Origin of the sequence: Neopusillimonas maritima (genome assembly GCF_003576595.1) — a bacterium.
Classification (GTDB): domain Bacteria; phylum Pseudomonadota; class Gammaproteobacteria; order Burkholderiales; family Burkholderiaceae_B; genus Neopusillimonas; species Neopusillimonas maritima.
On record NZ_NQOU01000002.1, the window covers coordinates 127,187 to 153,760 of the forward strand.

26 protein-coding genes are annotated in these 26,574 nt (G+C 53.7%); 8 read left to right on the forward strand and 18 right to left on the reverse strand.

All coding sequences use genetic code 11. From position 1 onward, the window contains the following. Positions 1-51 precede the first annotated feature (51 nt). Positions 52-894 (forward strand): aldo/keto reductase, encoded by an 843-nt coding sequence (locus tag CJO09_RS05600; protein WP_119441494.1) that lies wholly within the window; start codon positions 52-54, stop codon positions 892-894. Between the two features lie 6 nt (positions 895-900). On the opposite strand, the gene CJO09_RS05605 is transcribed toward CJO09_RS05600, so the two are convergent. The 3 genes from CJO09_RS05605 to CJO09_RS05615 are packed head-to-tail and all read right to left on the reverse strand — an operon-like array spanning position 901 to position 4,198. Continuing rightward, a complete protein-coding gene (locus tag CJO09_RS05605) occupies positions 901-2,373 on the reverse strand; it encodes an MFS transporter (protein ID WP_119441495.1) in 1,473 nt (490 codons plus the stop codon). After that, positions 2,370-3,257, reverse strand: coding sequence for an LOG family protein (locus CJO09_RS05610; protein WP_119441496.1), 888 nt, complete (start codon positions 3,255-3,257; stop codon positions 2,370-2,372). The genes CJO09_RS05605 and CJO09_RS05610 overlap by 4 nt, the downstream gene beginning before the upstream one ends. Further along, positions 3,254-4,198 (reverse strand): Gfo/Idh/MocA family oxidoreductase, encoded by a 945-nt coding sequence (locus CJO09_RS05615; protein ID WP_119441497.1) that lies wholly within the window; start codon positions 4,196-4,198, stop codon positions 3,254-3,256. The genes CJO09_RS05610 and CJO09_RS05615 overlap by 4 nt, the downstream gene beginning before the upstream one ends. A gap of 129 nt (positions 4,199-4,327) precedes the next feature. Here CJO09_RS05615 and CJO09_RS15840 point away from each other — a divergent pair, with 129 nt between their 5' ends. Beyond that, positions 4,328-5,947: a methyl-accepting chemotaxis protein gene (locus CJO09_RS15840; RefSeq protein WP_119441960.1), complete on the forward strand. Its 1,620-nt coding sequence runs from the start codon at positions 4,328-4,330 to the stop codon at positions 5,945-5,947. Here the strand turns inward: CJO09_RS15840 and CJO09_RS05625 are convergent. Genes CJO09_RS05625 through CJO09_RS05660 form a run of 8 tightly spaced genes read right to left on the reverse strand, consistent with a single transcriptional unit; the run spans position 5,936 to position 13,100 of the window. After that, positions 5,936-6,373, reverse strand: a complete 438-nt coding sequence (locus CJO09_RS05625) for a nuclear transport factor 2 family protein (protein WP_119441498.1) — start codon at positions 6,371-6,373, stop codon at positions 5,936-5,938. The genes CJO09_RS15840 and CJO09_RS05625 overlap by 12 nt on opposite strands. Continuing rightward, positions 6,370-7,143 (reverse strand): SDR family NAD(P)-dependent oxidoreductase, encoded by a 774-nt coding sequence (locus CJO09_RS05630; protein ID WP_114419446.1) that lies wholly within the window; start codon positions 7,141-7,143, stop codon positions 6,370-6,372. The genes CJO09_RS05625 and CJO09_RS05630 overlap by 4 nt, the downstream gene beginning before the upstream one ends. Positions 7,144-7,154: 11 nt before the next feature. After that, positions 7,155-7,706, reverse strand: a complete 552-nt coding sequence (locus tag CJO09_RS05635) for a DUF3833 domain-containing protein (protein WP_119441961.1) — start codon at positions 7,704-7,706, stop codon at positions 7,155-7,157. Next, positions 7,687-9,006, reverse strand: a complete 1,320-nt coding sequence (locus CJO09_RS05640) for an MFS transporter (protein ID WP_119441499.1) — start codon at positions 9,004-9,006, stop codon at positions 7,687-7,689. Before CJO09_RS05640 ends, CJO09_RS05635 begins: the two co-directional genes overlap by 20 nt. After that, positions 9,003-9,659: a chalcone isomerase family protein gene (locus CJO09_RS05645; RefSeq protein ID WP_119441500.1), complete on the reverse strand. Its 657-nt coding sequence runs from the start codon at positions 9,657-9,659 to the stop codon at positions 9,003-9,005. Before CJO09_RS05645 ends, CJO09_RS05640 begins: the two co-directional genes overlap by 4 nt. After that, positions 9,656-10,903: an SAM-dependent methyltransferase gene (locus CJO09_RS05650; RefSeq protein ID WP_119441501.1), complete on the reverse strand. Its 1,248-nt coding sequence runs from the start codon at positions 10,901-10,903 to the stop codon at positions 9,656-9,658. The genes CJO09_RS05645 and CJO09_RS05650 overlap by 4 nt, the downstream gene beginning before the upstream one ends. After that, positions 10,900-11,757 (reverse strand): DUF1365 domain-containing protein, encoded by an 858-nt coding sequence (locus tag CJO09_RS05655; protein ID WP_119441502.1) that lies wholly within the window; start codon positions 11,755-11,757, stop codon positions 10,900-10,902. The genes CJO09_RS05650 and CJO09_RS05655 overlap by 4 nt, the downstream gene beginning before the upstream one ends. A gap of 11 nt (positions 11,758-11,768) precedes the next feature. Continuing rightward, positions 11,769-13,100, reverse strand: coding sequence for an NAD(P)/FAD-dependent oxidoreductase (locus CJO09_RS05660; RefSeq protein ID WP_119441503.1), 1,332 nt, complete (start codon positions 13,098-13,100; stop codon positions 11,769-11,771). A 166-nt stretch (positions 13,101-13,266) separates the two neighbouring features. Between CJO09_RS05660 and CJO09_RS05665 the strand changes: the two genes are divergently transcribed. The 4 genes from CJO09_RS05665 (at position 13,267) to CJO09_RS05680 (ending at position 17,512) form a co-directional block, all read left to right on the forward strand. Next, a complete protein-coding gene (locus tag CJO09_RS05665) occupies positions 13,267-14,214 on the forward strand; it encodes a MerR family transcriptional regulator (RefSeq protein ID WP_119441504.1) in 948 nt (315 codons plus the stop codon). A gap of 80 nt (positions 14,215-14,294) precedes the next feature. Then, positions 14,295-15,527: an efflux RND transporter periplasmic adaptor subunit gene (locus tag CJO09_RS05670; RefSeq protein WP_147404903.1), complete on the forward strand. Its 1,233-nt coding sequence runs from the start codon at positions 14,295-14,297 to the stop codon at positions 15,525-15,527. 10 nt (positions 15,528-15,537) lie between these two features. Next, positions 15,538-16,740 carry an ABC transporter permease gene (locus CJO09_RS05675; protein ID WP_119441506.1) on the forward strand — a complete coding sequence of 401 codons (1,203 nt, stop codon included), beginning with the start codon at positions 15,538-15,540 and terminating at the stop codon, positions 16,738-16,740. Further along, complete coding sequence (locus CJO09_RS05680; protein ID WP_119441507.1) at positions 16,733-17,512, forward strand: ABC transporter ATP-binding protein; 780 nt, start codon at positions 16,733-16,735, stop codon at positions 17,510-17,512. The genes CJO09_RS05675 and CJO09_RS05680 overlap by 8 nt, the downstream gene beginning before the upstream one ends. Here the strand turns inward: CJO09_RS05680 and CJO09_RS05685 are convergent. Further along, entirely contained in the window at positions 17,437-18,201 is a 765-nt protein-coding gene (locus CJO09_RS05685; RefSeq protein WP_119441508.1) for an EAL domain-containing protein, read from the reverse strand. The genes CJO09_RS05680 and CJO09_RS05685 overlap by 76 nt on opposite strands. 52 nt (positions 18,202-18,253) lie before the next feature. Beyond that, the gene (locus CJO09_RS05690; RefSeq protein WP_119441509.1) at positions 18,254-19,843 is read right to left on the reverse strand and encodes a methyl-accepting chemotaxis protein; all 1,590 of its coding nucleotides are present in this window, start codon (positions 19,841-19,843) and stop codon (positions 18,254-18,256) included. Positions 19,844-20,053: 210 nt separating this feature from the next. Between CJO09_RS05690 and CJO09_RS05695 the strand changes: the two genes are divergently transcribed. Continuing rightward, positions 20,054-21,688 (forward strand): bifunctional diguanylate cyclase/phosphodiesterase, encoded by a 1,635-nt coding sequence (locus tag CJO09_RS05695; RefSeq protein ID WP_158582715.1) that lies wholly within the window; start codon positions 20,054-20,056, stop codon positions 21,686-21,688. A 30-nt stretch (positions 21,689-21,718) separates the two neighbouring features. Here the strand turns inward: CJO09_RS05695 and CJO09_RS05700 are convergent, their stop codons facing one another. The 5 genes from CJO09_RS05700 to CJO09_RS05720 form a co-directional block, all read right to left on the reverse strand. Then, on the reverse strand, positions 21,719-22,573 hold the full coding sequence (locus tag CJO09_RS05700) for a universal stress protein (RefSeq protein ID WP_119441511.1): 855 nt from the start codon (positions 22,571-22,573) through the stop codon (positions 21,719-21,721). A gap of 50 nt (positions 22,574-22,623) precedes the next feature. Continuing rightward, a complete protein-coding gene (locus CJO09_RS05705) occupies positions 22,624-23,517 on the reverse strand; it encodes an ion transporter (RefSeq protein WP_119441512.1) in 894 nt (297 codons plus the stop codon). A 2-nt stretch (positions 23,518-23,519) separates the two neighbouring features. After that, positions 23,520-23,999: a c-type cytochrome gene (locus CJO09_RS05710; RefSeq protein WP_119441513.1), complete on the reverse strand. Its 480-nt coding sequence runs from the start codon at positions 23,997-23,999 to the stop codon at positions 23,520-23,522. Positions 24,000-24,001: 2 nt separating this feature from the next. Then, entirely contained in the window at positions 24,002-24,580 is a 579-nt protein-coding gene (locus tag CJO09_RS05715; RefSeq protein WP_119441962.1) for an HdeD family acid-resistance protein, read from the reverse strand. A gap of 146 nt (positions 24,581-24,726) precedes the next feature. Next, on the reverse strand, positions 24,727-25,272 hold the full coding sequence (locus CJO09_RS05720) for an acyloxyacyl hydrolase (protein ID WP_245961239.1): 546 nt from the start codon (positions 25,270-25,272) through the stop codon (positions 24,727-24,729). A 100-nt stretch (positions 25,273-25,372) separates the two neighbouring features. Here CJO09_RS05720 and CJO09_RS05725 point away from each other — a divergent pair, with 100 nt between their 5' ends. Then, on the forward strand, positions 25,373-26,572 hold the full coding sequence (locus CJO09_RS05725; RefSeq protein WP_119441514.1) for an FAD-dependent monooxygenase: 1,200 nt from the start codon (positions 25,373-25,375) through the stop codon (positions 26,570-26,572). Positions 26,573-26,574: the final 2 nt, after the last annotated feature.

Sequence of the window (26,574 nt, forward strand, 5' to 3'; positions counted from 1 at the left end):
AACCTTATAATGACCATAAGCTTACCCTGTTTAACACCTTAGGGAGATCGCATGACCGATATTGTAAATAGCGTTACGTTTCACGATGGCCACAAAGCCCCACGTATTGGGTTCGGCGTTTGGCAAGTAGAGAACAATGAAGCCGTTGACGCCATCAAAACCGCCGTAAAAACCGGCTATCGTCTCATTGACACCGCCGCCATATACGGCAATGAAGAGGGCGTCGGGCGCGCCATAAAAGAATGCGGCGTCGATCGTAAAGACCTTTTCATTACCACCAAAGTCTGGAATGATCGGCATGGCTTCGATGAAACCATGAAAGCATTCGAGGAAAGCATCAATAAACTCGGCCTCGATTATATCGACCTCTACCTTATTCACTGGCCCGCACCTAAAATCGGCTTATACGTTAAGAGCTGGGAAGCACTGATGCAACTGCGTGAAGAAGGCCGGGTTCGTTCCATTGGGGTTTCAAACTTTAATATTGACCACTTGCAAATGCTGCTCGACGAAACAGGCGTACTGCCCGTCGTGAATCAAATTGAATTGAACCCGCGATTCCAGCAGCCTGAGCTACGCGCGTTTCACGCAGAGAACAACATCGTTACCGAGTCATGGAGCCCGCTTGGGCACGGCCTGTTGTGGGAAAACCCGATTCTGGCCAAAGTTGCACAAAAACATAAACGTTCGGTTGCGCAAGTCATACTGCGTTGGCATTTGCAACTGGACTGCATGGTTATTCCAAAATCGGTCACCCCAAAACGTATCGAAGAAAATTTTGAAGTGTTCGACTTCGAGCTGGATGAGCAGGACATGAACGACATTGCCACCTTACACGACGACGATGCGCGCCACGGACCCGATCCGGAACGCTTCCGCTTACCTAAGGCGTAAACCAATTTAAGGCGTTATTTCCTGGGCCATAGCACGTGCCGCCGCTCTTGCGTCGGTTTCGGCTTTGGCCTGAATCACACGCCCAATAATAAAAAACGCCGCCCCGGGTGCAAGCGCGAAGGCGAACAATAGCGCATACGCGGCCGATTGCGCTCCTTGAACACCTCCGGGGTCAGTAATGCCGGCCGCGTTAACAATCATGCCGGCAATGGTTGAACCCATTGCAAGCGCAAACAACTGGACAGTAATAACCGAGCCGGACGCGATACTTTCCTGCCCCGCGGGCGCACTTCTGAATACCTGCGAGAGCAAATGAGGCCAGGAAATGCCAATGCCAAGGCCCACACCAAACAAAGGCGCCAACATCACCCAAAGCCAATATGTTTGCGTTAAATGCAGCATGGGCATGAGTACCGCCAGTGCTGCGAGCGAAACGGCAATCGTTGCAGGCCCCGCCCGCAATAACCATTTCGCAGTGGCCGGCCGGCGACCCGAACTAAAAATTGACCCGATCGTCCAGCCGATAGACATCAGAGCCGTTAAATAACCGGCCGCCAGCGGCTCGTAGCCATGAACCACCTGCAAAAAATAAGGAATGAAAACTTCGACGGTAATGGATACGCTGATCAGGGCCACGCAGGCGTAAATGCTACCCATGGCCTGCCGTAAAGAATAAGAACCTTGTGGCAACAGCGGGATATCGGCGTTCATATCGCTACGCGCGACCAACACCGCAATACCCAACCCCACAAAAACACCCAACGCATTCCAGCCCACATGGGTCGACAAGCTCCCCATTGAAACAACCAGTACCGACAACACCACAAGCGCGATTTTGCCAACGGGCACTCGAATACGTTGGCTGGGCGCATTCGTGCTGCCCGTCGTGGAAGCGTTAATTTGCGTAATCACCAGCCAGGCCAACCCAAACGCCACCGGCAAAATCGCCCCGTAAGCCCAGCGCCAATTTCCCGACTGAGCAAAAATACCGCCAATTGCGGGCCCGCTAAGCGTGGAAACGCCCCACATACTTGATGTCAGCCCCACCGCACGCGGCCAAAGGCGCTCCTCAAACACAACTCGAATCGACGAATAACACAGGCCCAACAACAACCCACCACCTGCACCCTGAACCGTACGGCCAACCAGCATCCAAAGCATGCTGGGCGCCAGCGCGCAGGTGGCAGTACCCACTGAAAAGATCGCAATAGCGACCAGGAAGGCTTTTTTCAAGCCGAATACGTCATTCGCCTTGGCCGATAAGGCCGAGCTCATAATTGAGGCCGCAACGAACAGCGTCATGTTCCACGCGTAATACTCCAGGCCGCCAATATCACGCACAACGGAAGGCAAAATGGTGACCGCAATGTATACATTAATGGCATGCAATGCCACACCACCAGCCACCGCCAGCGAACGCAGACCATTGCGTCCCGAAAGCAGTTCGCCCCATGATGCTTGATCAGAAGATCCACTCATACCGGCTCCCCAGGAAAGGGCCGATCGGCACAATTTGCATAAAACACCTCAAGAAGCGACAAAATTTCTTCCGCCGTTTCCACCACCGTAACCAACTCCCGGTCTGCCTGAGAAATCATGCCCTCTTCCACCATAAAATCAAAATCAATCAATCGAGACCAATAGTCTCTGCCAACCAGAATAATCGGCATACGCGACATTTTCTCGGTTTGCACCAAAGTTAACGCTTCGAACAATTCATCCAGCGTGCCAAAACCGCCTGGAAACGCCACCAGAGCACGCGCACGCAACATGAAGTGCATTTTGCGCAAGGCGAAATAATGAAAATGAAAGCACAGCGTGGGCGTAATGAACGGATTGGGAACCTGCTCGTGCGGTAAGGTGATGTTCAACCCAATACTTTTTGCTCCCGCATCAAACGCGCCGCGGTTACCTGCCTCCATAATGCCGGGCCCACCCCCTGTGACCACCACAAACTGGCAAGGGTTATCTGCCTGAAAACGTTGTGAAATAAGATAGGAAAACCGCCGGGCTTCTTCGTAGTAGCGTGAGTAGTAAACCTGTCGCTGCGCCTGCTTCAACGCCTGCGTTGCGTCCGGATCATCTGGGTGATGATTCAGAAATTCCGACGCCTGATCGTATCTTTTCTTCGCTTCGACCGGCGACAATACGCGCGCACTGCCATAAACCACAATCGTTGACTCAATGTGGTTCTCACGCAAATACGACTCGGGCTTAAGCAACTCAAGTTGCAACCTGACGGGACGCAAATCTTCATCCCGCATAAATTCGGCGTCGTGATAGGCTAACCGATAGGAAGGGCTTTTAAGAATGGCGCGCAACAATTCGGCGCGTTGTTCCGGAGTGAGTGAATCGCTGGTCATTTCAAGGTCTTTTCAATACGATCCAAAGTCTCGTAGGCAGGCAATACACGCGCAATACTGGAACGCGGCTCGCGGTGTTCCCGAATAGCCGCAAAAAACTCACGGTCTTGTAACTCTATGCCATTCAACGAAACATCAACCCCCGATACATCAATGACCTTACCTTCGCCGTCTACCAATTCATCGTAACGTGCGATGTAAGTACCATTGTCGCAAATATAGCGGAAGAAAGAGCCTTGCGGCCCCTGGTTGTTGAACGAAAGCGACAGCGTGCAAAGCGCCCCTGATGCCACTTTCAATTGCACCGACATGTCCATGGCAATGCCAAGTGCGGGATGTAAAGGCCCATGCATGCCGTGCACTTCCTGCGCCACCTCACCGGTTTGATATTGAAACAGATCTACCGTGTGGCAAGCATGGTGCCATAACAGGTGGTCTGTCCAGCTTCGGGGTTGCCCTTCCGCGTTCACATTGGAGCGCCGGAAAAAATAGGTTTGCACGTCTAATTGCTGCAACGCCAACTCACCCCGCTGAATACGATGATGTATCCACTGGTGGCTGGGGTTGTAACGGCGCGTGTGCCCGGCCATCGCAACCAGGCCGGTTTCCTGTTGTTTGGCAGCCAAAGCGCGCGCATCGGCCAGGTTATCGGCCATGGGAATTTCAACTTGAACATGCTTGCCGGCGTGAAGACAGGCCAAAGCCTGAGCGGTGTGCACTTGGGTGGGGCCGCACAAAATCATCGCATCGATTTCGGGCAGTGCCAGGCAAGCTTCCAGCGACGGCAAGACCGCAGGCACCTTGAACCGGCGTGCAATCGCCTCCAGTCGGGCGGTATCACGGCCACCGGTAATACAAACCACCTCAACCCCGCTGATATGACTAATTGCTTCTAAATGTTTCAGCCCAAAAGCCCCAATTCCAGCAATACCTACCTTCATTTCCGCCCTTTTAATGCCACCCCCGGCCCCTAAAATGCCTTAAGTTTCCTGAAAGGTTGACGTAACCATAGCTACACATAGCTGTCAAGCCAATTGTAACCACCCTTTTTCCGAGTAAGCCTATTCATGATGCACAATCTTAAAATCAGTACCCGTTTGATTATCGGGTTCGTTGTAATGCTGCTGTTCATTGCCATTTTGGCCGGTGTCGGCATCTGGCGCGTTCAAAGTTCCGATGCCATGGCACAAGACCTTACAGAAGTTCGCCTCGATAACGAACGACTAATAGCAAAATGGAACATGCTGACTGCGTTGAACGCCACACGCACGATTGCCAATGCCAAGTTAACCGACCCCGGCACTATTGCGTACTTTCAGGAACAAATGAAAGCAACAAGCGCTGAGATTTCCAAACTACAAGCCGAACTGAAAAAATCTATCACGAATCCTGAAGCGCTACGCTTATTCGACGAAGTTCAGGAGCGCCGTTCCGAATATGTCGGAAAACGAGAAGCAGCCATTCAAGCTCGCAAGGAAGGAAACTTTGCGGTTTCACGCGATTTTTTCGATAATCAACTTGAAAGTTTGCTGGCAAACTACACGCAAAGTATTCAAAATCTCCTCGTATTCCAGCAAGGACTCATTAACGAGCGCGCGCAAGACTTAAATCAAGAAAATGAGCTTGCGCTTACCATCATGATCGGTCTGACGGTCGCCGCGTTGCTTATCGGTGTACTGATGGCTGTCGGCATCACTCGCTCCATTACGCTTCCGCTGCGAAATGCCGTTAACTTCGCCGAAAAAGTCTCATCTCGTGATCTAACCGGTAATATCTCGGTAAAAGGCAAGAATGAAGTCGCCACCTTGCTGGCCGCCCTGCAGCGCATGAACGCCAATCTGCTCGACGTGGTTCTCGAGGTTCGCGACGGCGCCGATTCCATTGCAACCGCTTCCACCCAAATTGCGGCGGGCAACACCGATTTATCGTCACGCACAGAGCAGCAGGCAAGCTCGCTGGCGGAAACAGCCGCAACCATGGAAGAAATTACCACTACAGTAAAACAAAATGCCGACAACGCAAACCAGGCCAACGGTCTGGCCGAATCGGCAGCGAATGTGGCCACCCATAGCGGCAAAGTCGTATCCAAAGTTGTTGACACCATGGGCGCGATTAACGAATCGTCCAAGCAAGTGGTGGATATCATCAGCGTGATCGACGGTATCGCCTTCCAAACCAACATCCTGGCATTGAACGCGGCTGTCGAAGCGGCACGCGCCGGGGAACAGGGCAAAGGTTTCGCGGTTGTGGCCTCGGAGGTGCGTTCGCTTGCACAGCGCAGCGCCCAGGCGGCCAAGGAAATCAAAGATCTGATCGACAAATCGGTTTCCATCACCGAGGAAGGCAACCGTCTGGTCGCCGAAGCCGGCTCAACAATGGAAGAAACCGTTAGCAGCATCAAACGGGTGACCGACATCATGGGTGAAATTACCGCCGCGAGCCAGGAACAAAGTATTGGTATCGACCAGGTGAACCAGGCCGTTGCGCAAATGGACCAGGTCACGCAACAAAATGCGGCATTGGTTCAGGAGGCCTCAGCGGCATCGGCCAGCCTGCAGGATCAGGCCGCATCGCTGGCCAATTTGGTTGCCACATTCCGCGTGGAAGCACAAGCCCATAAAGCTGCCACCAAAACAATCGAACAAGACAACGAACCCTTTAGTCATACCCCAAAACTACTAGGCGCCTGAAGATAACCTTCGACGTAGCCAGCGAAAAACCCCGCCCACCAGCGGGGTTTTTTCATACAAGGCCTGGGCAGGATCCCAGTAGTCGTAATGCATGCACACTTTTCCTTGAGCATTGAACCGAACATGCGTAGCCCCCTTTACCGTCCAGTCGCGACGGGCGCCTGCTTTCCCGGTTTGAAACGAGAATGTCCAGGTTAAGAAGCCGTTGCGCCCTTCTGACGCAATCGCATCCACTTTGAACACCGGCAAATGCACTGTGGCAAACATATGTTCAAAAATGCGCCGGATAGCGTCAATACCGATCACATCGTTAAATGGGTCGGTAAACGCTGCGTCGGCTGCGTACACCTCATCCAATCGATCAAGACTTTCAGGCGCAAGGCGCTCGTAGAACGCAGCAACATGTTGAATGCCCGGTGCGCTCATAACCCGGTTCCCCGCCGGACCAGCGCAAAATACAAACGGTAAGGCAATAAACGCAGAAACTTCAGAACCAATGTGAAACGACGTGGAAAGTGAATTTCAAAACACCCGCGCGACCACCCCTTCAAAATGGCGGTTGCAGCCTGTTCAGGCGTTTGCATTGCCGGCATGGGAAACGGGTTCTGCGCAGTGAGCGGGGTTTCAACAAACCCAGGGTGGACAACCGAAACGTGAATGCCGGCCGGTTTCAAATCCTGATACAACACTTCGGCCAAATGCGTTAACGCCGCCTTGGTGGGCCCGTAAGCCAGACTTTGGGGCAAGCCCGTAAAGCCGGCCACACTGGATACAAAACTGATATGCCCCGCCCCCTGGGCCTGCATTGGCGGCAGTACGGCATGCAACATATTCAACGCGCCCACATAATTAACCTGCTCGTGCCGCAGCATGGTGTCCAGATCATAGTCCTGCGCCCGCATGGCCTTGAAATAGCCGGCGCAATACAACACCACCTCAAGCTCGCCCAATTCCTGGGTAATACGCGCCATGGCTTGCTCAAATGTACGAACATCAGTGACATCCAACGGAACAGCCAAAGCCCCGGGATGCTTTTCAACGAAAGTGTCCAGCGCCTGCGCATTGCGCGCCGACACCACCACTTTGGCTCCCTGTTGCGCCAAGTCGTGGGCAACAGCGTGCCCAATGCCACTGGACGCGCCCACCACCCAAACCACACGGCCTTTCCAATTTCGCATAGGCGGGTTCATCGGCATAAGAACTCCTTTTAGCGTTTGTAGAACGACAACGTCACTTCGCCCAAGCGAATACCGAATTTGCTCATGGTGGCGCGATTCAACATGACCTTGTCATTCATAAGGAACATCCAGTCGTCGAACGACACATCGTAGGTGGTGTCACCTACCGGCAGGCGCAACACATAATTCCACTGGAACGCATTCCCGGCAACATAACCTTCGGCTTCACCAACAACATCAGACGCCGTCCCGGTATAACGACCGTTGCCCTCATCGATGAGCGTCCAGACGCGGCGCTGGGTTTCACCGTCGCTGTAGATAAAATCCTCTTCCAGCGTCCCTTTATTGCCTTCCCAATACGCTTTGATGCGGACGGTAAACCGACGCACAACCTTGCCGCTGCGATCAGTAAAAATGCCGTACGCATCAATATCACCGTCAAAATATTCTTTCAAATCCAGACGCGGCTTTTCCTGAGCGTAATCGGAAGGTGTCGGCGATGCACACGCCGTTAACACCAGGCACGTTAGTGCGGCCAACACACCACGCCGCCAAACACGGCTAAGCCGAATGCCAAACATGCTCATTAACTTCTCCTTTTCGGTCAAAATTCATGCGCCAAACCCATAGCGCACCCATGGCGAACAACTTCAATATGCAGGGCAAAACGGCATATCCGACAGTAAGCGCAAAAAGCCCGGCCGCGTCTTGCGTGCCTGGTGAATAACCCAGCCACTCCAGTAACGGCAACGCCAATCCGGCGGCCAACGCCAGATTCAACTTGGCGGCGCTGCTCCACCAGCCGAAATACGCACCTTCACGCCCCACGTCTGCCTCATGCCGACGAATGACCTTGGCCAACAATGCTGCGGGCAAGGCAAGATCGGCCCCTAACGCAAACCCACTGGCGGCGCAAATCAAAGCAAACGCCACAATATCGCCGGCACCGATAAAGGCCGCACCTATAAACCCCGCAATAGCCAACGCCATCCCGATGAGCCACGTACGGCTTAACCCCCAACGCGCCACACATGCAATCCACGCGGGCATAGAGCCGGTAGCCAGCGCAAAATAAATGAAGAGAAACAACCCTTCCCAACCTTGTGCCATCAAACGGTCGTTCACAAAGAAAAGCAACAGGGTTGCTGGAATGGCACTGGCAATCCCATTCAACAAAAACACGACGATCAAACCGCGATAAGCGGAAATATGCCATGGTTGAACCATTTGTGCCCAGCGCCGCGGGGCGACGTGTTTCGGATCATGCACGTTGCGGCTGGGTGCAGGCCCCAGCATTAATGCCACGGCGCCCATCGCCAGCGTCAGCCCCAAGACCACACTGGTTGTTCCCATTCCCGACACGGAAGGCAAAACGCTCGCAACCAGTACACCAACCAACGCAAAGCCCTCACGCCACGACACCCATTTACTTTGCGTTTGGTCATCTCCGCGCAAACGGGCGGCCCAGGATTGATGGACAATAGTGAGTACGCCGTAAGAAAGATAAGTAAGCAGCAAAGCGAGAACCGCCCAGATTAAAAGGCCACTGCCATTTCCTTTCCCCATATCGAAAAATAGTTGTGGCGGGAAGAACAAACCTGTAAAGCCAAGCCAAAGAAACACCGCCGATACGCCAAGCACCCATGCAGTCAACTTTAAGCCGCGTTGGAAAACATCGTCGGCAAGTTGACCTATTACCGGATCGGTAATCGCATCAAATATCCGTACCCCCAGTAACAGCGCCCCAAGCAGGGTCAGCGACATACCGAATTCGTTGGCATAGTAAGAAGGCATGTACACATAAAGCGGCAAGGCGACAAAGGACAGGGGTAACCCCAGCGCTCCGTATTGCAAGCCTGAACGGACCGACGGAATTGTCATTCCTTCATCCCAAAGAGCGCGCGGCGCAACGCCGGCTCCGACGTATCCGGCGACAGCCAGATTCCAAAGAAAAGCCGTGCGAAATCGGCATCGTCCGTTGACGCGGTTTCACGCCCGTTGAAATAGAATGCAGCCCCGCCATCGGGCCGGTAAATACCGGTTAAGCGATCACCCTCTTCCACGTTTGGAAAGGCCGATTGCATGAAAGACAGCCAACTTGCCTGGCGCTGGGCATCAATACTTTCCTGCGCTTGCATCTCGTCCAATGACTTTTCGGCAATGGCCTGACCCTTAAGGCTACGCGCATAGGTCAATTCCAACGCAAACGGGCGACCCGCCCATGCCTCGATATTCAACGGTGCTTTCACCCATAGGCGAATGTCATACACAGAAAAGCCAAACCACCGAAAACGCTCTTGCCCTTGCAACTGGGCATCGCCCAGCACCTCTCGCACTTCCGGCGGAATAGCAACCTGAGCTTTGCTTTCATCCGAGCCGGCCGCATCGGCCGACTGCGCTGAAAGCGGATCATAGGTTTGCGACGATGACGTTGAAACCCCAACACCCATTAAGAGTAAAAACATGAGTGCATAAAGCGCCCCATGGAACCTACGACTCGCAACAACGGCTTGATCTTTCCTGCGCGCTTTCATGCTGCCTCCTGCGCCTCGTTAACCAGCGTGAACTGCACGACGTTCGTATTGCCGGTATCGAATGCCGCTTCACAGTATGAAAGGTAGAAATCCCAGGTTCGCATAAAAACAGTATCAAACCCTTGAGCCCGAATGGCCGGCTCGTTCGCGTGGAATGGCGCACGCCATCGGCGCAGCGTTTCCGCGTAGTCGGGGCCGAAACGCAAAACGTTCTCGACACGTAACCCGGCACGCTGCGCGGCATTGCAAAACTCGCGTTCGCTAGGCAGCATGCCGCCGGGAAAGATGTACTGCTGGATAAAATCGGTTGACTTAACGTAGCGATCGAACAGGTCGTCGCGAATCGTAATACTCTGAATACACGCCCGCCCGCCGGGCTTCAGGTTCTTGCGCACCGTTTCAAAAAAAGACGGCCAGTACTCACGCCCCACTGCTTCGAACATTTCAATCGAAATCAACGCATCGTAGGGGCCGTCCTGAATATCTCGGTAATCTTGTAATCGCAGGTCGGCTCGGGCACCGTATCCTGCATCATCCAACCGGTTTTGCGCATAATGCAATTGCTCGGTCGATAACGTCACGCCCACGACGCTGGCGCCGCGCTGCGCAGCGGCATGGGCTACCGCCCCCCAACCACAACCAATTTCCAACACGCGATCACCTTCAGCTACTGTCGCTTCGTCCAGTGCGCGCCTCACTTTCGCGTGCTGAGCCTGTGGCAACGACTGCGTGCGATCATCCTGAAACCAGGCCGAGGAATAATTCATGGTTTCATCAAGCCAATAGCGATAAAACGCATTGCCCAGATCGTAATGGGCGTGGATGTTGCGCCTGCTGCCACTACGGCTGTTGCGGTTCAATATATGGCGCATCCGATAGACCAACTTACCCCACCACGCACCGTAAAGCACACGCTCCATCTGCTCGCGATTAACGATAAAAAGCGCAATCAGCGATGTCAGGTCGGAAGTTGTCCAATCGCCCTGAATATAACTCTCGGCAAAACCAATATCGCCGGATTTCAACGCTGCGGAAAATACATTCCAGTTATTCAACCGCAAGGCTGCATGAGGTTGACCACCCGGCCCAAAGCGACGCATTTCGCCATTGGGTAGCTCAACCTCCAGCCGACCACAAGATAGCTTGTTAAGCATCCGCAAAACCGTGCGCGCCGCGAAGGTGGGCCGACTGTGCTGCGTACCGGTGCGGCCAAGGGTCGGATGAGAATCCAAAGTGCGTGTCATGATTCTGAGCTCCTGGAGTAAGACGTATCGGGGTCGTCACCCTGGGTGACAAAAGGTTGATCAAGTGGCGGCTTGCGATTGAACGGCACTTTTTTGAGCCATAAGCGCAGCGCCTGCCAGTGAATCCTGGCCATAATTCCAAAAGTCAGGAAAGGCATGGATATCATGGCTTTCCAGAGGGTGGCGCGGCCAAGCGTTTCAAGATGCCCACTTATGCTGGTTTGCAAAATAGCCCGGCCACTCGCATCGTCGTGATCAATGCGCGCCACAATACGCTCTAAGCGGGAAGACGCAGCGTCTGTACGCATGAAGCGAAACCGGTAGCGCCCCGACGCCCGGCAAAACGGCGACACATGAAATACCTTGTCTGCCGTCATTTCTTTACCCCACTGCACTGACGACGCCAGCAAATAGCAATGACGCTCACCGAAAGTGTTGTTCACCTCGGCAACAATGGCTCGTAGCTTGCCTTCGCGGTTGTAGGCATACCAAAAACTGACCGGCTTGAAAACGTAGCCGAATACACGCGGATAGGTTTGCAACCACACTTCGCCGTCGGCATCGTGAATACCCGACCGCTGCAATAACTGGTCGAACCACGCAAGCGCATCGCCCTCCCCATCACCGTGATCTTTGTCGTGAAATGCAACCAGGGCGGACTTATTACGCGCCAGCCCACGCCAGCCGACATGATGGGCGCTTCGCATAGGCAACATCAGAAACCAGGTGCGATATGAAAATGCGTGCTCAACCGGATGCAACCGCGCATGACGGATTTGGCCAATACCAATCAAAGGAACGCTACGTGCATGTGCACGATTCGCCTGCCTCGTGGTGATGTTCGACGTTTTCATAGGTGGCTCACTTATGCCGCCAACGCGGATGAAGGTCGGACGGGTGACTGTTGCCAACATTCCACCAATTGGTTTGCCACCCTCAAACCCGACTGATACCCGTCTTCATGAAAGCCGTAGCCCGTCCATGCTCCGCAGTACCAAGTGTGATTCCGACCTTGCAAATCGGGCAATTGACCTTGAGCGCGCCGTGCCGCCAAATCAAAAACCGGATGCGAATAATCGAACCGCGCCAAAACTTTGCCGGGATCGGGCTCGCGCAACGGGTTCAGCGTTTCAACAACCGGCACATCGAATGGCAAAGGTTGTAAACGGTTCAACAGATAATGCAGACAGACGCCCGGCATTGCATCATCGCCGCGAACACCATGCTCATAATTCCAGGCTGCCCAGGCCGTTTCTCTGGCTGGTAGCACGCTGATGTCGGTGTGCAACACGGCATGATTGGGTTGATACTGAATCGCGGAAAGCATCTCGATCTCTTGTGGATGCGCATCCAGCGCCAGCAACTTCAAGGCCTGGTCGGAATGACAAGCCATCACGATGTCATCGAAATACTCGGTTCCGAAACGGGTGGTAACCGATACCCCCGTGTTCTGCCCATGCCGTCGTACCGATATAACCGGCGTACGTAAGCGCAAATCGGGGATCTCCGCTGTCATTTTCTCCACATAGTGACGTGCACCGCCACGCACCGTATGCCATTGCGGCCGATTTACCAACTGAAGCAGGCCATGGTTATGGCAAAAACGAATCAACGTGGCGACGGGAAATGCCATCATTTGATCTGCCGGGCATGACCAAATGCTGCTAATCATGGGAAGCAGGTACCAGTCGCGAAAACTGTCACCATAACCATTGGTTTCCAGGAAAGCGCCGAGCGGCTCCTGCAATTGGGCCTCTGTGCCGGAACGAGCCAGCGTAGTGGCCTGACGGTTAAAACGCACCAAATCCGACAACATCGACCAAAACTGTGGCCGCAGCAAGTTCTTGCGCTGGGCAAATACGGTATTCAAGTTACTACCACACCACTCAAGCGATTGCGCCGGAACCTGAACTGAAAAAGACATATCAGAAGGCGCCGTTTGGACATTCAGTGTGTTAAACAGCTCAATCAAACCGGGATAGGTCCGTTCGTTGAAAACCAAAAAGCCGGTGTCAACGCCATGCGTCACCCACTCACCCCGACTATTCGGCAAGGTGACGTCGACCGTGTGAGTGTGGCCCCCGCAATAATCCTCCGCTTCGAATAACGTGACCGCGACCGGGTAGCTTTGACGACCCAGGTACCACGCTGCACTGAGGCCCGATATGCCTGATCCAACAACCGCAACTTTCTTCACTTTCGCTTTTCCTTGCCTAGACAAAATAATATTTGTCTAAGTCAAAAATTGGTAATTAGCGAAATAATAGGCTTAAAATAGTTTTTTTTCAATATATGTCCTAGACAAAATAAATTTGCTATTATTCTTGTCCATGACAAACTGGAAAACAAACAGGTTCAAAACCATGACGTCTGTTCCGAAGAATCCGCAGCTCATGCTGAACATCACCGCTGTGGAACGCGATACCCGGATTGGCAAAGACGCTTTGCGCGTGTGGGAGCGACGCTACGGTTTTCCCCAGCCGGAACGCGATACAAACGGCGAACGTCTGTACCCGCCCGACCAAGTGGAGCGCCTGCGCATTATCAAACGGTTGTTGGATGCCGGCCATCGGCCCGGGCGGGTGGTTGCATTGCAATTGGCTCAATTGCATGAACTCAGTGACGCACTGAAAGAAGCAACCAATGCAACAATTGCCGCCGGCGACACAGCGTCATTACAGAAACTGGAAATTACGCAACTTCTGGACCTGCTTAAAACACATGACCCCACACAGTTGCGACGACGTTTCTCCCAACAGATTATGCGCATCGGCCTGGCCCGTTTTGTTCTGGATATTGCAATCCCGCTGATGCGTGATGTCGGCAAAGCCTGGGCGAGCGGCGACCTGCACATTTTCGAGGAACATCTGTGCAGCGAAGTCCTGGAAACCAGTTTGCGCGCCGCGTTGGCAACCGCGCCCGAACCTTCAGCGAACAGTCGACCCCGTATATTGTTATCCACCGTCCCCGGAGAAAGTCACAGCTTAAGTATTTTGATGGCTGAAGCATTATTTCTGGTCGAAGGATGCAGTTGCATGAACCTGGGTTCACAAACCCCACTACACGATCTGATCAGTGCCGCAAACGCGCACCGGTCGGACATCGTCGCCATTAGTTTTTCAGCTGCAAGCAACCCCGGGCAATCGGCCGATGCGCTGCATGAGCTGCGTGCCATGCTGCCCGCCTCCATTGAACTCTGGGCGGGCAGCCCTCATTCCGTGTTGCAACGACGGGACATTCCGGGGGTGAGCGTCATGGCACATCTTGAAGACCTACCCGGCCAAGTGCAACGCTGGCGTCAACAAAGATAAGCCGCACAGGTTTACACTAAGCGCACTTGCCGTCCACCTCCGGATTGCAAGTGCCCGGATTCTTCATCTTGAGGGTCGCTGTGTCAAAAAAATGGGTCAACTGGAAGATGCTGCTGCCGGCTTTGCTTGTGGCTGTGGTCGGCATAATCGTCTGGCAAAAATGGCGTGGTCCTGAAATACGCGCCTACCGTGTCGAATCGCATCCGCTGATTCAACAAGTGGTCGCAACCGGGCGCGTCGCCTCCGACGACCGCGCGGATATCGGCAGTGAAATTACGGCTGTCGTTAAAGAACGCCTGGTTGACCGTGGCCAGCCGGTACAAGAGAATGAAGTCCTGATTACACTTAGTGCAGACCAATTAAAAGCACAAGAGCAAGAGGCGCAAGCGGCCCTGGCGTTAATGCGCAGTTCGCGTCGACCGCAAGCACAGGCGCGGCTGGAGCAAGCGCAATCGCATCTGGCGCAAGCAAAACGGGAGGTACAGCGGCGGCGCTTACTGGCCAAAGAAAAAGCCATTCCAACCGAAGATCTGGAACAAGCGGAAAACGCCTTGGCTGCGGCACAAGCGGGATTTGACCAGGCTAAACTCGACGTCTCGGCTTTGGCGCAAGGCGGCGTCGAGGAGTCTATTTTGCAGCAACGCCTGAATGCCATCCGTGCCTCCCTGGATAAAACACAAATTCGAGCGCCGTTTTCAGGCACGGTATTGGAACGTTACGTGTCACCCGGTGATACAGTTCAGCCGGGGCAAGCACTACTGACATTACGCGACCAAAGCAAGATTGAACTGCTGGTGCCCGTGGACGAACGTAACCTGGGCGTTCTTGAGGTGGGTCAGCCCGCCATTATCATTGCGGATGCCTATCCCAATGAACCTTTTAGGGCAGAAATTACGAGTATTGCGCCGGTCATCGACCCACAGCGCGGTACGGTCGATATTCGTTTATCGGCCGCGCCCGCCCCTGATTTCCTGAAGGAAGATATGACGATCACCGCCACAATAGAAACGGCGCGGAACGATGCCGCACTTGTCGTCCCCAACGACACACTGTTCCAACAAAACGGCAACCGGGCGAAGGTCTGGGTATACAGCCACGGCAAGGCTAACGAAACCCAAGTGAGAACAGGGCTCAACAGCCTGGCGCTATCGCAAATTACCGAAGGCTTGAGCGCCGGCGACATTGTTCTTGGCTCCACCGACGGGCTGACCGATGGGCAACGGGTTCGGGCAACCATCAGCCCTTTACCGCAAAGCCGTACCATTAATGCAGCCGAACGAACCGATGGGGAAACGCCCATGAAACTGGATTAGGCCCTTCCACATGTGGCTTGAATCACTGATTGCCTTAAAGTTTTTACGCCAGAATCTGGTTCAAACCGCATTGATTCTGGTGGGCATAGCCGTGGGGGTGTCGGTGATTGTCTTTATCACCACGCTGATTAATGGTTTGCAAGCCAACATTATTGAACGCACGCTGGGCACGCAGTCTCACATTCGGATTGAACCGGCTGAAGAGCAAAATCTGATTGCACCGGTTCAACCCGGCACCATTGCCCTGATCCGCGAGGATCCTCGGGGTCAACGGTTACGCTCCATCAACAACTGGATTGCGGTCCAGTCCACACTCGATAATCTGGAAGGCATCACCGCCGTTTCACCCATCGTTTCCGGCCCGGCCTTTGCCCGTAGGGGCGACGTTTTAAAATCGGTGTCGCTCATTGGCATTGACCCCGACCGCTATGAAAGAATCATCCCGATCAGCGATGACATGATCGCCGGCCGCTTTCGTGTCGGCGCCGGCGACGCCGTTATTGGGCGCCTGTTGGCTAAAGACCTAGGGCTGCGTACCGGCAGCAAAATGCGGATTGAGGCGGGCGATGGAAGGATTGCGTTAGTGACGATCGCCGGTATTTTTGAACTGGGCGTACGTGAACTTGATCAACGCTATGTTTACCTCGACCTGAAACAGGCACAGTCGTTATTGGATTTACCTGGTGGCGTCACCCTAATCGACGTCACGGTTGATAACCTGTTCACCGCCGATCTGGACGCACAAAGAATTCAGAAGCTAACAGGCATGAAAGCGGAAAGCTGGATAGAAACCAATGCCCAATTGATGAACGCCTTGAGCTCACAAAGGCTCTCAACCACCATGATTACCGTATTTGTGGCTTTGTCGGTTGCGTTCGGTATTGCCAGTGTGCTGGCGATTAGCGTGACCCAACGCACGCGGGAAATTGGGATTTTGCGCGCCATGGGTATACGACAACACCAAATGTTGCGTGTGTTTCTCGTTCAGGGTGCGTTGCTGGGAATGGCTGGGTCGGCGGTTGGTGCAGTGGCCGGCACCGGCTTGGTCTGGGCATTCAACACCTTTGGCCCAAAACTTTTCTATATTCCATTAAGCCCTGTTCTTATCCCCATTACCATGGTGTTTGCTGCGTTCACGGGCGTTTTAGCGGCCAGCGTACCTGCCTGGCGTGCAGCGCGTTTAAACCCGGTAGAGGCGATCCGCTATGTCTGAAACGCTTCGACCCGTTCTAACACTGAAACAACTAAGAAAATCGTATAACGTCGGCAAACCCAACGAAACCGAAGTCTTGCATGGTATCGATCTGGAAATTGGCGAGGACGATTTCGCGGCGCTTGTGGGGCCTTCAGGTTCGGGCAAGAGTACACTTCTGAACATGTTGGGCTTGCTCGACCACCCAACCTCAGGTGAGCTTTTTCTGCAAGGCCAACCTACTCGCGAAATGGATGATGAAACCCGAACGGCTGCACGCGGCCGAAAAATTGGTTTCGTATTCCAGTTTCACCACCTGATTCCCGCATTCAGCGTGCTTGAAAACGTGCTCATGCCTTTGATGATTGCGCAAGGCAAACCCGGCAAAACTGACCAGGAGCGCGCGATAAAACTGCTTGCTGAAGTTGGGCTGGAAAAATTCGCCCAGGAAAAGCCCGGAAACCTTTCAGGCGGCCAGCAACAACGCGTCGCCATTGCCCGCGCGCTGATTACGCAACCGGCACTGCTGCTGGCGGATGAACCCACGGGAAACCTTGATACACAAACAGCGGCCGGCATCTTTAAGCTCTTTCGGCGCTTCAACCGCGAGTTCGGCTGCGCTGTTCTGATTGTGACTCACGACCCTCGGTTATCAGAGACCTGTGACCGCACAATTACCCTGGTGGACGGCCGCATTGAGTCGGATTTACGCACACCTCACGAGCCGGCGCAATCGGGCCAGGGGATGTCCGCCTCGGAGGCCTTGGCTTCAAAAAGCGGCTTGGAAAAATAGTATCCCTGCATCAGGCTGATACCCAAATCGCTTAAACAGCGATATTCTTCGTAAGTTTCCACACCCTCGGCAATCATCACAATGCCCAACTCTTCCACCATGCGCTCCACGCCTTTGATAATTGCCTGGCGCGGACGGCTTTCATGCACGTTACGGATTAAATCCATATCGAGCTTGATGATATCGGGCTGATAGTCGGCCAATAAATTCAAACCGGCAAAACCCGCACCGAAATCATCGATGGCCGTTGTGAACCCAATGCGCTTGTATTCACGCAAAATTTCCGCCAGCCATTTTCCATCTTCAACCTCTTCGCCTTCCACCGTCTCAAAAATAATTTGATCGATGGGGAAATCGAACGATTTTGCCGCCTCGAGAGTGGTACGAATACAAAGCTCCGGCTTGTAAATGGCGTTGGGGAGAAAGTTAATGGACAGCCGCGAAGCCATGCCCAATTGCGAGGCAATTTGAATCGCTCTTACCCGGCAAGATTGGTCGAATTGGTAACGATTATCATCGTTAACCCGCGCAAGCACGGAATAAGCAGATTCGCCTCGTTCCCCCCGGACCAAGGCCTCATGGGCAAATACTTCCCGGTTTGCAACATTTAAAATAGGCTGAAACGCATAACTGAACTGGAAACCGAGTGGTTCATTATCGCGACACTGAGAGCATGAAAGTGGTGGCATTAAATTTTAGGGTTCGATGTTTTGTAATATTCCCTGATAATAACAAAACGGGTCACCTCTGCAATACTGGTTTCGCCCCCAATTTAAACACTGACATTACTTTGAGCAAAGCGGCGGCCTGGCCACTTAACCCATCGGCGCGCGCTGCAACGTCGTGCACCAGCATCGCATTTTCCTGCGTCACCGACGAAAGGCTCGACACAGCACTATTAACTTGTTGTATTCCCGTCTTCTGCGAGTCGGTTGCCTCGCTGATTTCATGAATCAGTGCCGATACTTGCCTGACTTCATCGACCACCTCGGTAATCAGCGCACGGGTTTGCCCGGCAATCCGGCTACCGTTCTCAACCACCGCTGCGCTGTCTTGAACCAGGTGGCGGATATCCCGCGCCGCGGTCGCGCTGCGTTGCGCCAGATGACGCACCTCACCGGCCACCACAGCAAATCCTTTACCCTGCTGACCAGCTCGGGCAGCCTCCACCGCCGCATTCAGCGCCAGAATATTGGTTTGAAAAGCCAGTTCATCGATCAACGCCACTATTTCCGTAACACGCCGGGACGAAGCATCGATTCGCTGCATCACATTCACCAATGTTTCAACCGCTTCCCCTCCATTTTCCGCCCGCTCGCGGGCAAGTGTCGCCTTTTGCGCCACATCGCGCGCAACACTCGCATTGCGATCCACTGTTTGCGCCAGCGACTCCATCGTTGCCACCGTTTCCAGCAAGCTTTGAGCCTGTTGCTCGGTCCGCTGAGCCAAATCGATGCTTCCCTCCGCGATATGGCGGGCTCCTGAAGCCACCTCGTCACTACTTTGATGGACTTCACCCACAACGTTACGCAATGCGGTCTGCATGTGATGCATGGCGAACAACACGCTGCTTTTGGAGACCTTGCGCAAATTCAATGAATGAGACAAATCCCCTTTCGCGACCGCATGAGTGACCTGCACCACATCACGTGGCTCGGCGCCCAACTGGCGCTTAAGTCCGCGCGTCAGCGCAGCACCCAGCACAATCGCCAACAGCGCGCCGGCCAAAGAAAGTGCGCCCATTTGGCTTAAGGCGAATTGATAAATTTGGGTTGTTTCATCGGCCAGTGCTGAAGACGTATTCTGCTTCTGCAACACCAACGCCACGGCACCCGTCTCAGCCTGCTCACCGATGGCGTGGGCCTGGGCCAACGCTTGTAAATAATCGGGATCTGCAGACACCTGCATACCTTCGGTTTCCAAGCGTCCGGCATAATCTTCCAAAGCGGCGGCATAACGTTCAGTTAAGCCGATCACCTGCTCCACCGCCAGCCTGCCCTCCTCGTTGTCGAATAACGGCTTCAACTTTTCCAGCTCAGCATGCGCGCCATCAAGATGATCACGCATAAAGTAAATCTCACTGATGCGCGCCCCCTTATCCGCCACCAGCAACGCATTGGCAGCCGCCCGGCCCGCCGCCGTCATGTGTGCCTGTGCCTGAGAGGCATGCCTAACGCCGGCCACCTCCTGATTGAACATTTTTACCGCCATGGCGTTCACCTGCCCCAACAACTGCACGCCAAACGCGCCCGTGAGGGCCGACATGGCGGCAACCAGAAGAAAAGCCATGATCATCTTGACGCCCAGGCCAAGACGCACTCCCTTTTTCATGCGGATTCCCTATCCGTGAACCAAAGCAGGCATCTTATCGACCAATTCTTGCAACTTTCTTACGCACCGGTTGAAAGCTGAAAACAAACACTCACTTACTACAACTTCCCTCGTTTAATCACACGTACCCCCTTGCTAAAGCGATCCCATATCGCTAATCTTGCGATGTCACACTGTCAGCACCGCCACTTTCCATTTTCAGGCAGACGCATGCCGCGCATTTCGCTCTCCCATCCGTCAAACTATCACTTCCCTTTATGGCTTGGTATTAGTTTCGTGGTAGCTGCGCTTGTTGGGCTGGCAACCATGTTAGTGGAGCCAGTGGAGGCCTGGGCTCACCGGCACTACCTTACCTGGCACCTGACGCTCGAAATCGCCTCTATTGCCTTCGCTTTTGCCGTTTTCGCCTTGGGGTGGAGTACTTACCGAAAGCATCCACAAAGAAATATTCTCTATCTGGCCTGCGCTTTTCTGGGCGTCGCGTTGCTTGATATTGCCCACACGCTGTCGTTTGAAGGCATGCCTGCCTTTGTTACGCCCAACAGCCCAGAGAAATCCATTTATTTTTGGCTGGTTGCGCGCTATTTGGCCGCCATCGGGCTTCTCATTGTCGTTTGGCTGCCTTGGCCTTCAATCACTGAGTTACCGCAACGCCACAGTCGCCTTGCACATCTGACCTGGCCGTTAAGTATTGTGTTGGGGATCGTCATCATCACCCACGGGGTTGTCTTGTACGCTCCCGCTTGGCTACCCAACGTATTCAGCACTGAAACCGGCTTAAGTGATCTGAAGATCATGGCCGAGTACGGCATCATTACACTGCATATCGTGGCATTGGCCATTTTGCTGCGACGCCTGCCCAACAACAGCGAGTGCAACTTGTATCTGTTGGCCAGCGCACTCTTGCTCATGGCCGTCAGTGAACTGCTTTTTACGTCCTACACGGCGATTTCAGATACCGCCATGCTGTTGGGCCACATATACAAAGCGGCGGCTTATCTATTGCTGTATATGGCGTTGGACACCGGTCATTTGCAACCCCCTCCCTTTCGGGTACAGAAGTTGGAGAAAGCCCTTGAGGCTGCGATTAAAAACGGGCAAATGCACCTGGCGTTTCAACCCGTTATGAATTTGGCCGACGGTCGTTTATCGGGCGCCGAAGTCCTGGTCCGCTGGACCCACCCGAAACTGGGTACGGTGGGCCCGGCCGAGTTCATACCGGTGGCCGAAAAATATGGGCTGATGCCCGAAATAGGTGAGTGGGTATTAAAAACTGCCATTGCCCAAATTTCACTATGGGTTCGTCAGGGCCTGCCGCCGGATGTCTGCTTTTCGGTTAACTTGTCGTTGGTTCAGTTCCGTTACCCGCTGCTGGTCGAACGCATTCAATATCTGTTGAAAACCTATCAGTTGCCGCCGCATTACCTGGGCCTGGAAATTACTGAAAGCGTTGCCATGCATAATGCGCAAACTGCCATCCAAACCTTGCGTACTTTACGGGAACAAGGCATTGCACTCTCAATTGACGACTTCGGCACGGGCCATGCATCGCTCAGCCATTTGAAACTGTTTGACGCAAACACACTGAAAATAGACCAGTCGTTCGTGCGCGACTTAACCCATGACTCACGTGATCGCGCCATTGTGCAGGCTATTGTGCATATGGCCCATGCCCTGGGCATGCGTACGACCGCCGAAGGTGTTGAAACGTCGGCCCAATTGGACCTCCTGAAGACCCTTGGGTGCGACAGGGTGCAAGGCTACTATTTCAGCCGCCCCTTAAACACAGAGGAATTCGAGGCGTTTTCATTGCCGCCCCGGCGACCACAACCATTATCGGTCTGAACTACCGGGGCGTGTGCCGGAAAAGAGCGGCTATCGCAAAACCAGTACCGGCACTGGGCTGGTGCGTAACAACGTAGAGGTGGTACTACCCATAATAAGGTGGCGTATACGTGAATGCCCATACGCCCCCATCACCAGCAGGTCGGCATTCACCTCAAGCAGATACTCACGCAAAACGACCTCCGCTTCACCGGGCCGAACAACCTTCACAACATCAAAACCTTCATTGACCAAGGTGTCGTTTGCCCAATCGATGTTCTGTTGTTGTGTTTCACTTTCATCACCCACCCCAATAACATGGCAGGAAAGTCCTTTCAAGAGAGGACTGGCGGCAACCATTTGCACCATTTTTTTACCTGTCTGGCTGCCGTCGAACGCGATGACAAACCGCTCCGGCTCTTTGAAGTCGCCGTCAACCACCAAAACCGGACGCTGCAGTGAACGTACAACGCGTTCAGCGTTTTGATCGAGATACCATTTGGATGCACTACCGGAGGATCGCTGCTGCCCGATAACCACCAACCGGGTTTCCGACTCGAGCTCAAGCAAGGTTTCAACCAGCGAGCCATGGCGCTGCAGGGTGTCAGTGTCTTTCGCCCCTGCCGCGTCGGCCCGCTTGTGCGCCGCTTGCAGAATTTGCCGCCCTTGCTCCTGAGCCAAACGACTGCGCTCTTCATCAAGCGTGCTCAATTGCTCCAACAGGCTTTCCTGGGCATCCATACCCAGCGCCCCACTGTAATCCGTTAAGCCGGCGCGCTCCGGATGGCGATCGAGCACATGAAGAAACTGCAACTTCACCTCTAGCAAACGAGCCGCCCAAATGCCGTAGTCGCACACCGCTGTGGCGCGGGGGGAGTCATCGACGCATGCTAATACCCTATTCACGCCCTTCTCCTTGATGATAAAAATTCACTTTAGCAGAGTTCAGCCCCGACTCATGTTTCCTTTTGATATTCAGGCAACGCGGTGCCACACGACTTGCAAAACTTGGCATCGCCATCAAGACCCGTTGCCAGACAAGAGGGGCACGTACGCGTGTTAACCCGCGGCAAGAAGCGTTGCGCCGTCATCTCCGACGAAATAATACCTGTGGGTACGGCCAGGACGCTCCAACCAATCAGCATGGTGAATGCGGTTATCGCCCTGCCTAAATCTGTTTGCGGAACAATGTCACCAAAGCCCACGGTCGTTAACGAAGTAATGGCGAAATAAATCGCTGTGGGAATGCTGCTGAACGCAGTACCGGGGCCACCTTCAACCAAATAGAGCAGTGTGCCGTTCAGCGTAACGACAATCGCCACAACCGACAAAAATATAATGATTTTGCGCCGGCTGGCCATCAACGCCTGGCCGAGCATTGAGTATTCGTGCACATACGAGACCAGCTTCAATAACCGGAACATGCGCAACAACCGGAGCAACCGCAGATCAACCAAAGCGTGTAGCTCAGGCATAAGAACCGCTGCGTACGTGGGCAGGATCGCCAGCAAATCCACAACGCCATAAAAGCTTCGGGCATACTTCATGGGCTGTTTAACGCATGCCAGCCTGGCAATGTATTCGAGCGTAAACAACACGGTGAAAAACCACTCGAGCACGCTTAAACTGGAACCGTATTGCTGTCGCACAGCGTGAATGCTGTCCAGCATGACAACCGTGACGCTAAGAATAATTGCTGCAATCAGCGTGAAATCGAACCAATGGCCCAGGCGGGTGTCGGCTTCAAAAATCACCACAAACATCCGGTGGCGAAAGCCATCTTCATAGCCCTCGAACTGCGAAGCAAATTGCGGACGTGTTGCAGATGAAGAACGCTCGGATGCCGACATGCCTATTGTGCCTTCTGATATTCCTGGGTTAACTGCTGTTGAACTGTCTTTGCCTTTTCGGGCCAGGCACGCTTGATATACGCAAGACTGGCCCGGATTTCCTCGTCGGTTAAAACAGTGCTGTAAGCCGGCATATCGCTTTCATAACCAATGGGTGCCGTTACGCCGGGCACCAATCCGTTTTTTACGATATCGAACAAGACTTGATCGGGGTGATGCCATGTATGCCCGGAAACATCGTGCGGCGGCGCGGGGAGTCGCCCATTCGGTTTCCGTTGCCGCCAATTTGGTTCCCCCTCGAGGTTTGCACCATGGCAAGCGGCACATTGCGCCGCGTACACTTGTTTACCCAACTGCACCAAACGGGCGTCGGAAGGGTCAATATATGCTTTCGTTACGCTCGTTGCTGTGTGATAAATATAAATACCAACCAACAGCACCACCAAGCCCGCACCCAGCCCCCAGAGCACCGGTTTACGCATGACTAACCACCGGACTGCCGGTTGCGTAGCGCAAAGCCAATAAACAAAAGAGTCCAGCCCTGAATCAACAAATCGACCCCAAGAATCAACCCTAAAACCCAAACACTATTACCCGGCCAGCCAAACGCAATCAATAAACCAACCAATAGTGTTACGACGCCGGACAAGGCCAACCATTGCCAGCCGCGTTGCGCCCGATTGTTAAACCAGATCCACAAACGCAATGCCCCCGAACCAATCAGCGTTGCACCAAAAAGCAGGGTTAAGAGCGAAGCCCCGGTTTCAGGACGAACCAGCGCCAATACTCCCGCACCCAAATACAAAACCCCGCCGATTGTCCAAAACACGAACCCCGACATTTGCTTCAGACGCCAGGCATGAATTAACTGCCCGATACCGCCAATTATCATCAGGACTGCGATAAACAGTACGCTTACCAAAGTGGCCGCAACCACATGCCCCAGCGCCACCATACCCAACACCACCATCGCAACGCCCAGCGCAACAAACCAACCCCAACGATCACTCAATGAGGCCAGCATCTTCTGAACCTGCGGATTCGTGCCACTCGGGGAACTCATTGGTTCATTTTCATTTGGTTTGTCGCTCATGCTTGACCCCCGTTAGCTCGTTAAGTTAGCTCATTAATGTAATGCCCACTATGGTAATGAACTACGCGCATTTCAACAATGTCAGGCGTTGAACGAAAACGCAAGCGAAATGCCGGCTAAAACACGTGGCTATAAGTAAGCTGAACCACGTCAAGCCCATCGTTCGGGCGTTTAATTGACGCGTTGGAGTAATGGGAGTAACGCAACCCCAGGCGACCGGCTGACGACAAGTTGACTCCTGCTCCTATGTGCGACCCAAACTGAAACTGGGTCGATAAAGTCTTGTCGGCAAAACGCGTATGCGAAAAACGATTGATGCCCACCCCAGCCTCAAGATACATATTATTGGGAAACGTCCAGCGCAAAAAGGGCGTGAACCCGATTTGCCACACACTGGAACGATCCCGGTTGCCATTCGCCTTCCAGAAAGCCGCCCCAGCCTCAGCCACCAAATCGAGCCGGCTGCCGGACTCGGCAAACCGATATTGCCACAACGTAGGCGACACCCAAGCCAACTCATAGCGCTGGTAATGGTTGCCCGCACCCGCACGCAACCCTACGCCCGCGCCGTCGGCATGAACCGGACTCGGCAACAACACCGCACCTGCACTGAAACACATTGCAAGTACACACAGCTCCGACTTTTTTGAAAGACTATGCATGATTTTTCCTTGTTCTGAATGAAGTTGTCAGCCAATTATATTCTATCTATAATTTATTAATCGTATAGTTAATAAATAACACTTCCTGGAGAAGCACAACATGGCCAAACCATTGAAAGTAGGCATTATCGGCGGCGGCATTGGCGGTGTCGCAACTGCAGTGGCATTAAGCCAACGCGGTATCGACTACCACTTGTTCGAACGAGCCGCGGAGTTCGGCGAGGTAGGGGCCGGCATACAAATGACACCCAACGCCGTCAAAGTCATTAAAGCTTTCGGAGCGTGGGACGCCTTGAATAAGGTTGGCTTCCTGCCGGAAGCTTTGGTTGGACGAAACTGGGATACGGCCGAAGAAACATTTCGCATGCCTCTGAAAAGTGATTGCCCACGCTTGTACGGTGCCGAATTCTTTCACGTGCATCGGGCCGATCTGCATCATCTTCTTGCAGACATGGTCGATCGCAGCAAAGTCACGTTTTCAATTCGTTGTACCGGTGTTTCGCAAACCGGCGACAAAGCAGTGGCGCATTTTGACGACGGCAGCAGCTTTGAAGCCGATCTGATTATCGGTGCCGACGGCGTGCGATCGGTTGTTCGCCATGCCCTGTTCGGCGACGACGATCCTAAATTTACCGGTCATATGTGCTATCGCGCGGTTGTCCCATTCGACTCCCCCCCCAACTTCGTGGCACCGGAAGCCTCGTTCTGGCTCGGCCCCAACAGCCACATCGTGACTTACTACGTAAACAGCGGCAAAGCCGTTAATATCGTGGCGGTGCATGAAACTGAAAAATGGGTTGAAGAGTCCTGGAACGCGCGCAGCACCAAAGAAGAATTGCTGGCCGATTTCCAGGGCTGGCACACCAACATCCAACAATTGTTTGATCGTGTGGAAGACGTGTACCGCTGGGGCTTGTTCGATCGCGACCCCATGGAAACGTGGTCAAAAGACCGTATCACCCTACTAGGCGACGCTGCCCATCCCATGCTACCTTTCCTGTCTCAGGGCGCGGCGATGGCTATTGAAGACGCTTACGTTTTGGCCAAAGCGCTGGCCGCCCTGCCCGATCAACTCCCAAATGCACTGCAGCAATACGAAAAAGAGCGCCTGCCCCGCACCGCGCGCGTGCAGCTTGAGGCGCGTGAACGCGGCAAAACCTATCACCTGTCATCGAAAGAAGCGCAAGCCAAGCGTGATGCCGAATATCGTGAACAGCAAAAGAAAGACCCTCACGCCGGCGGCATCAAGGCAAACTGGGTTTATGCTTATAACGCGACCGATTTCGAACCCGTGGTTTAGCC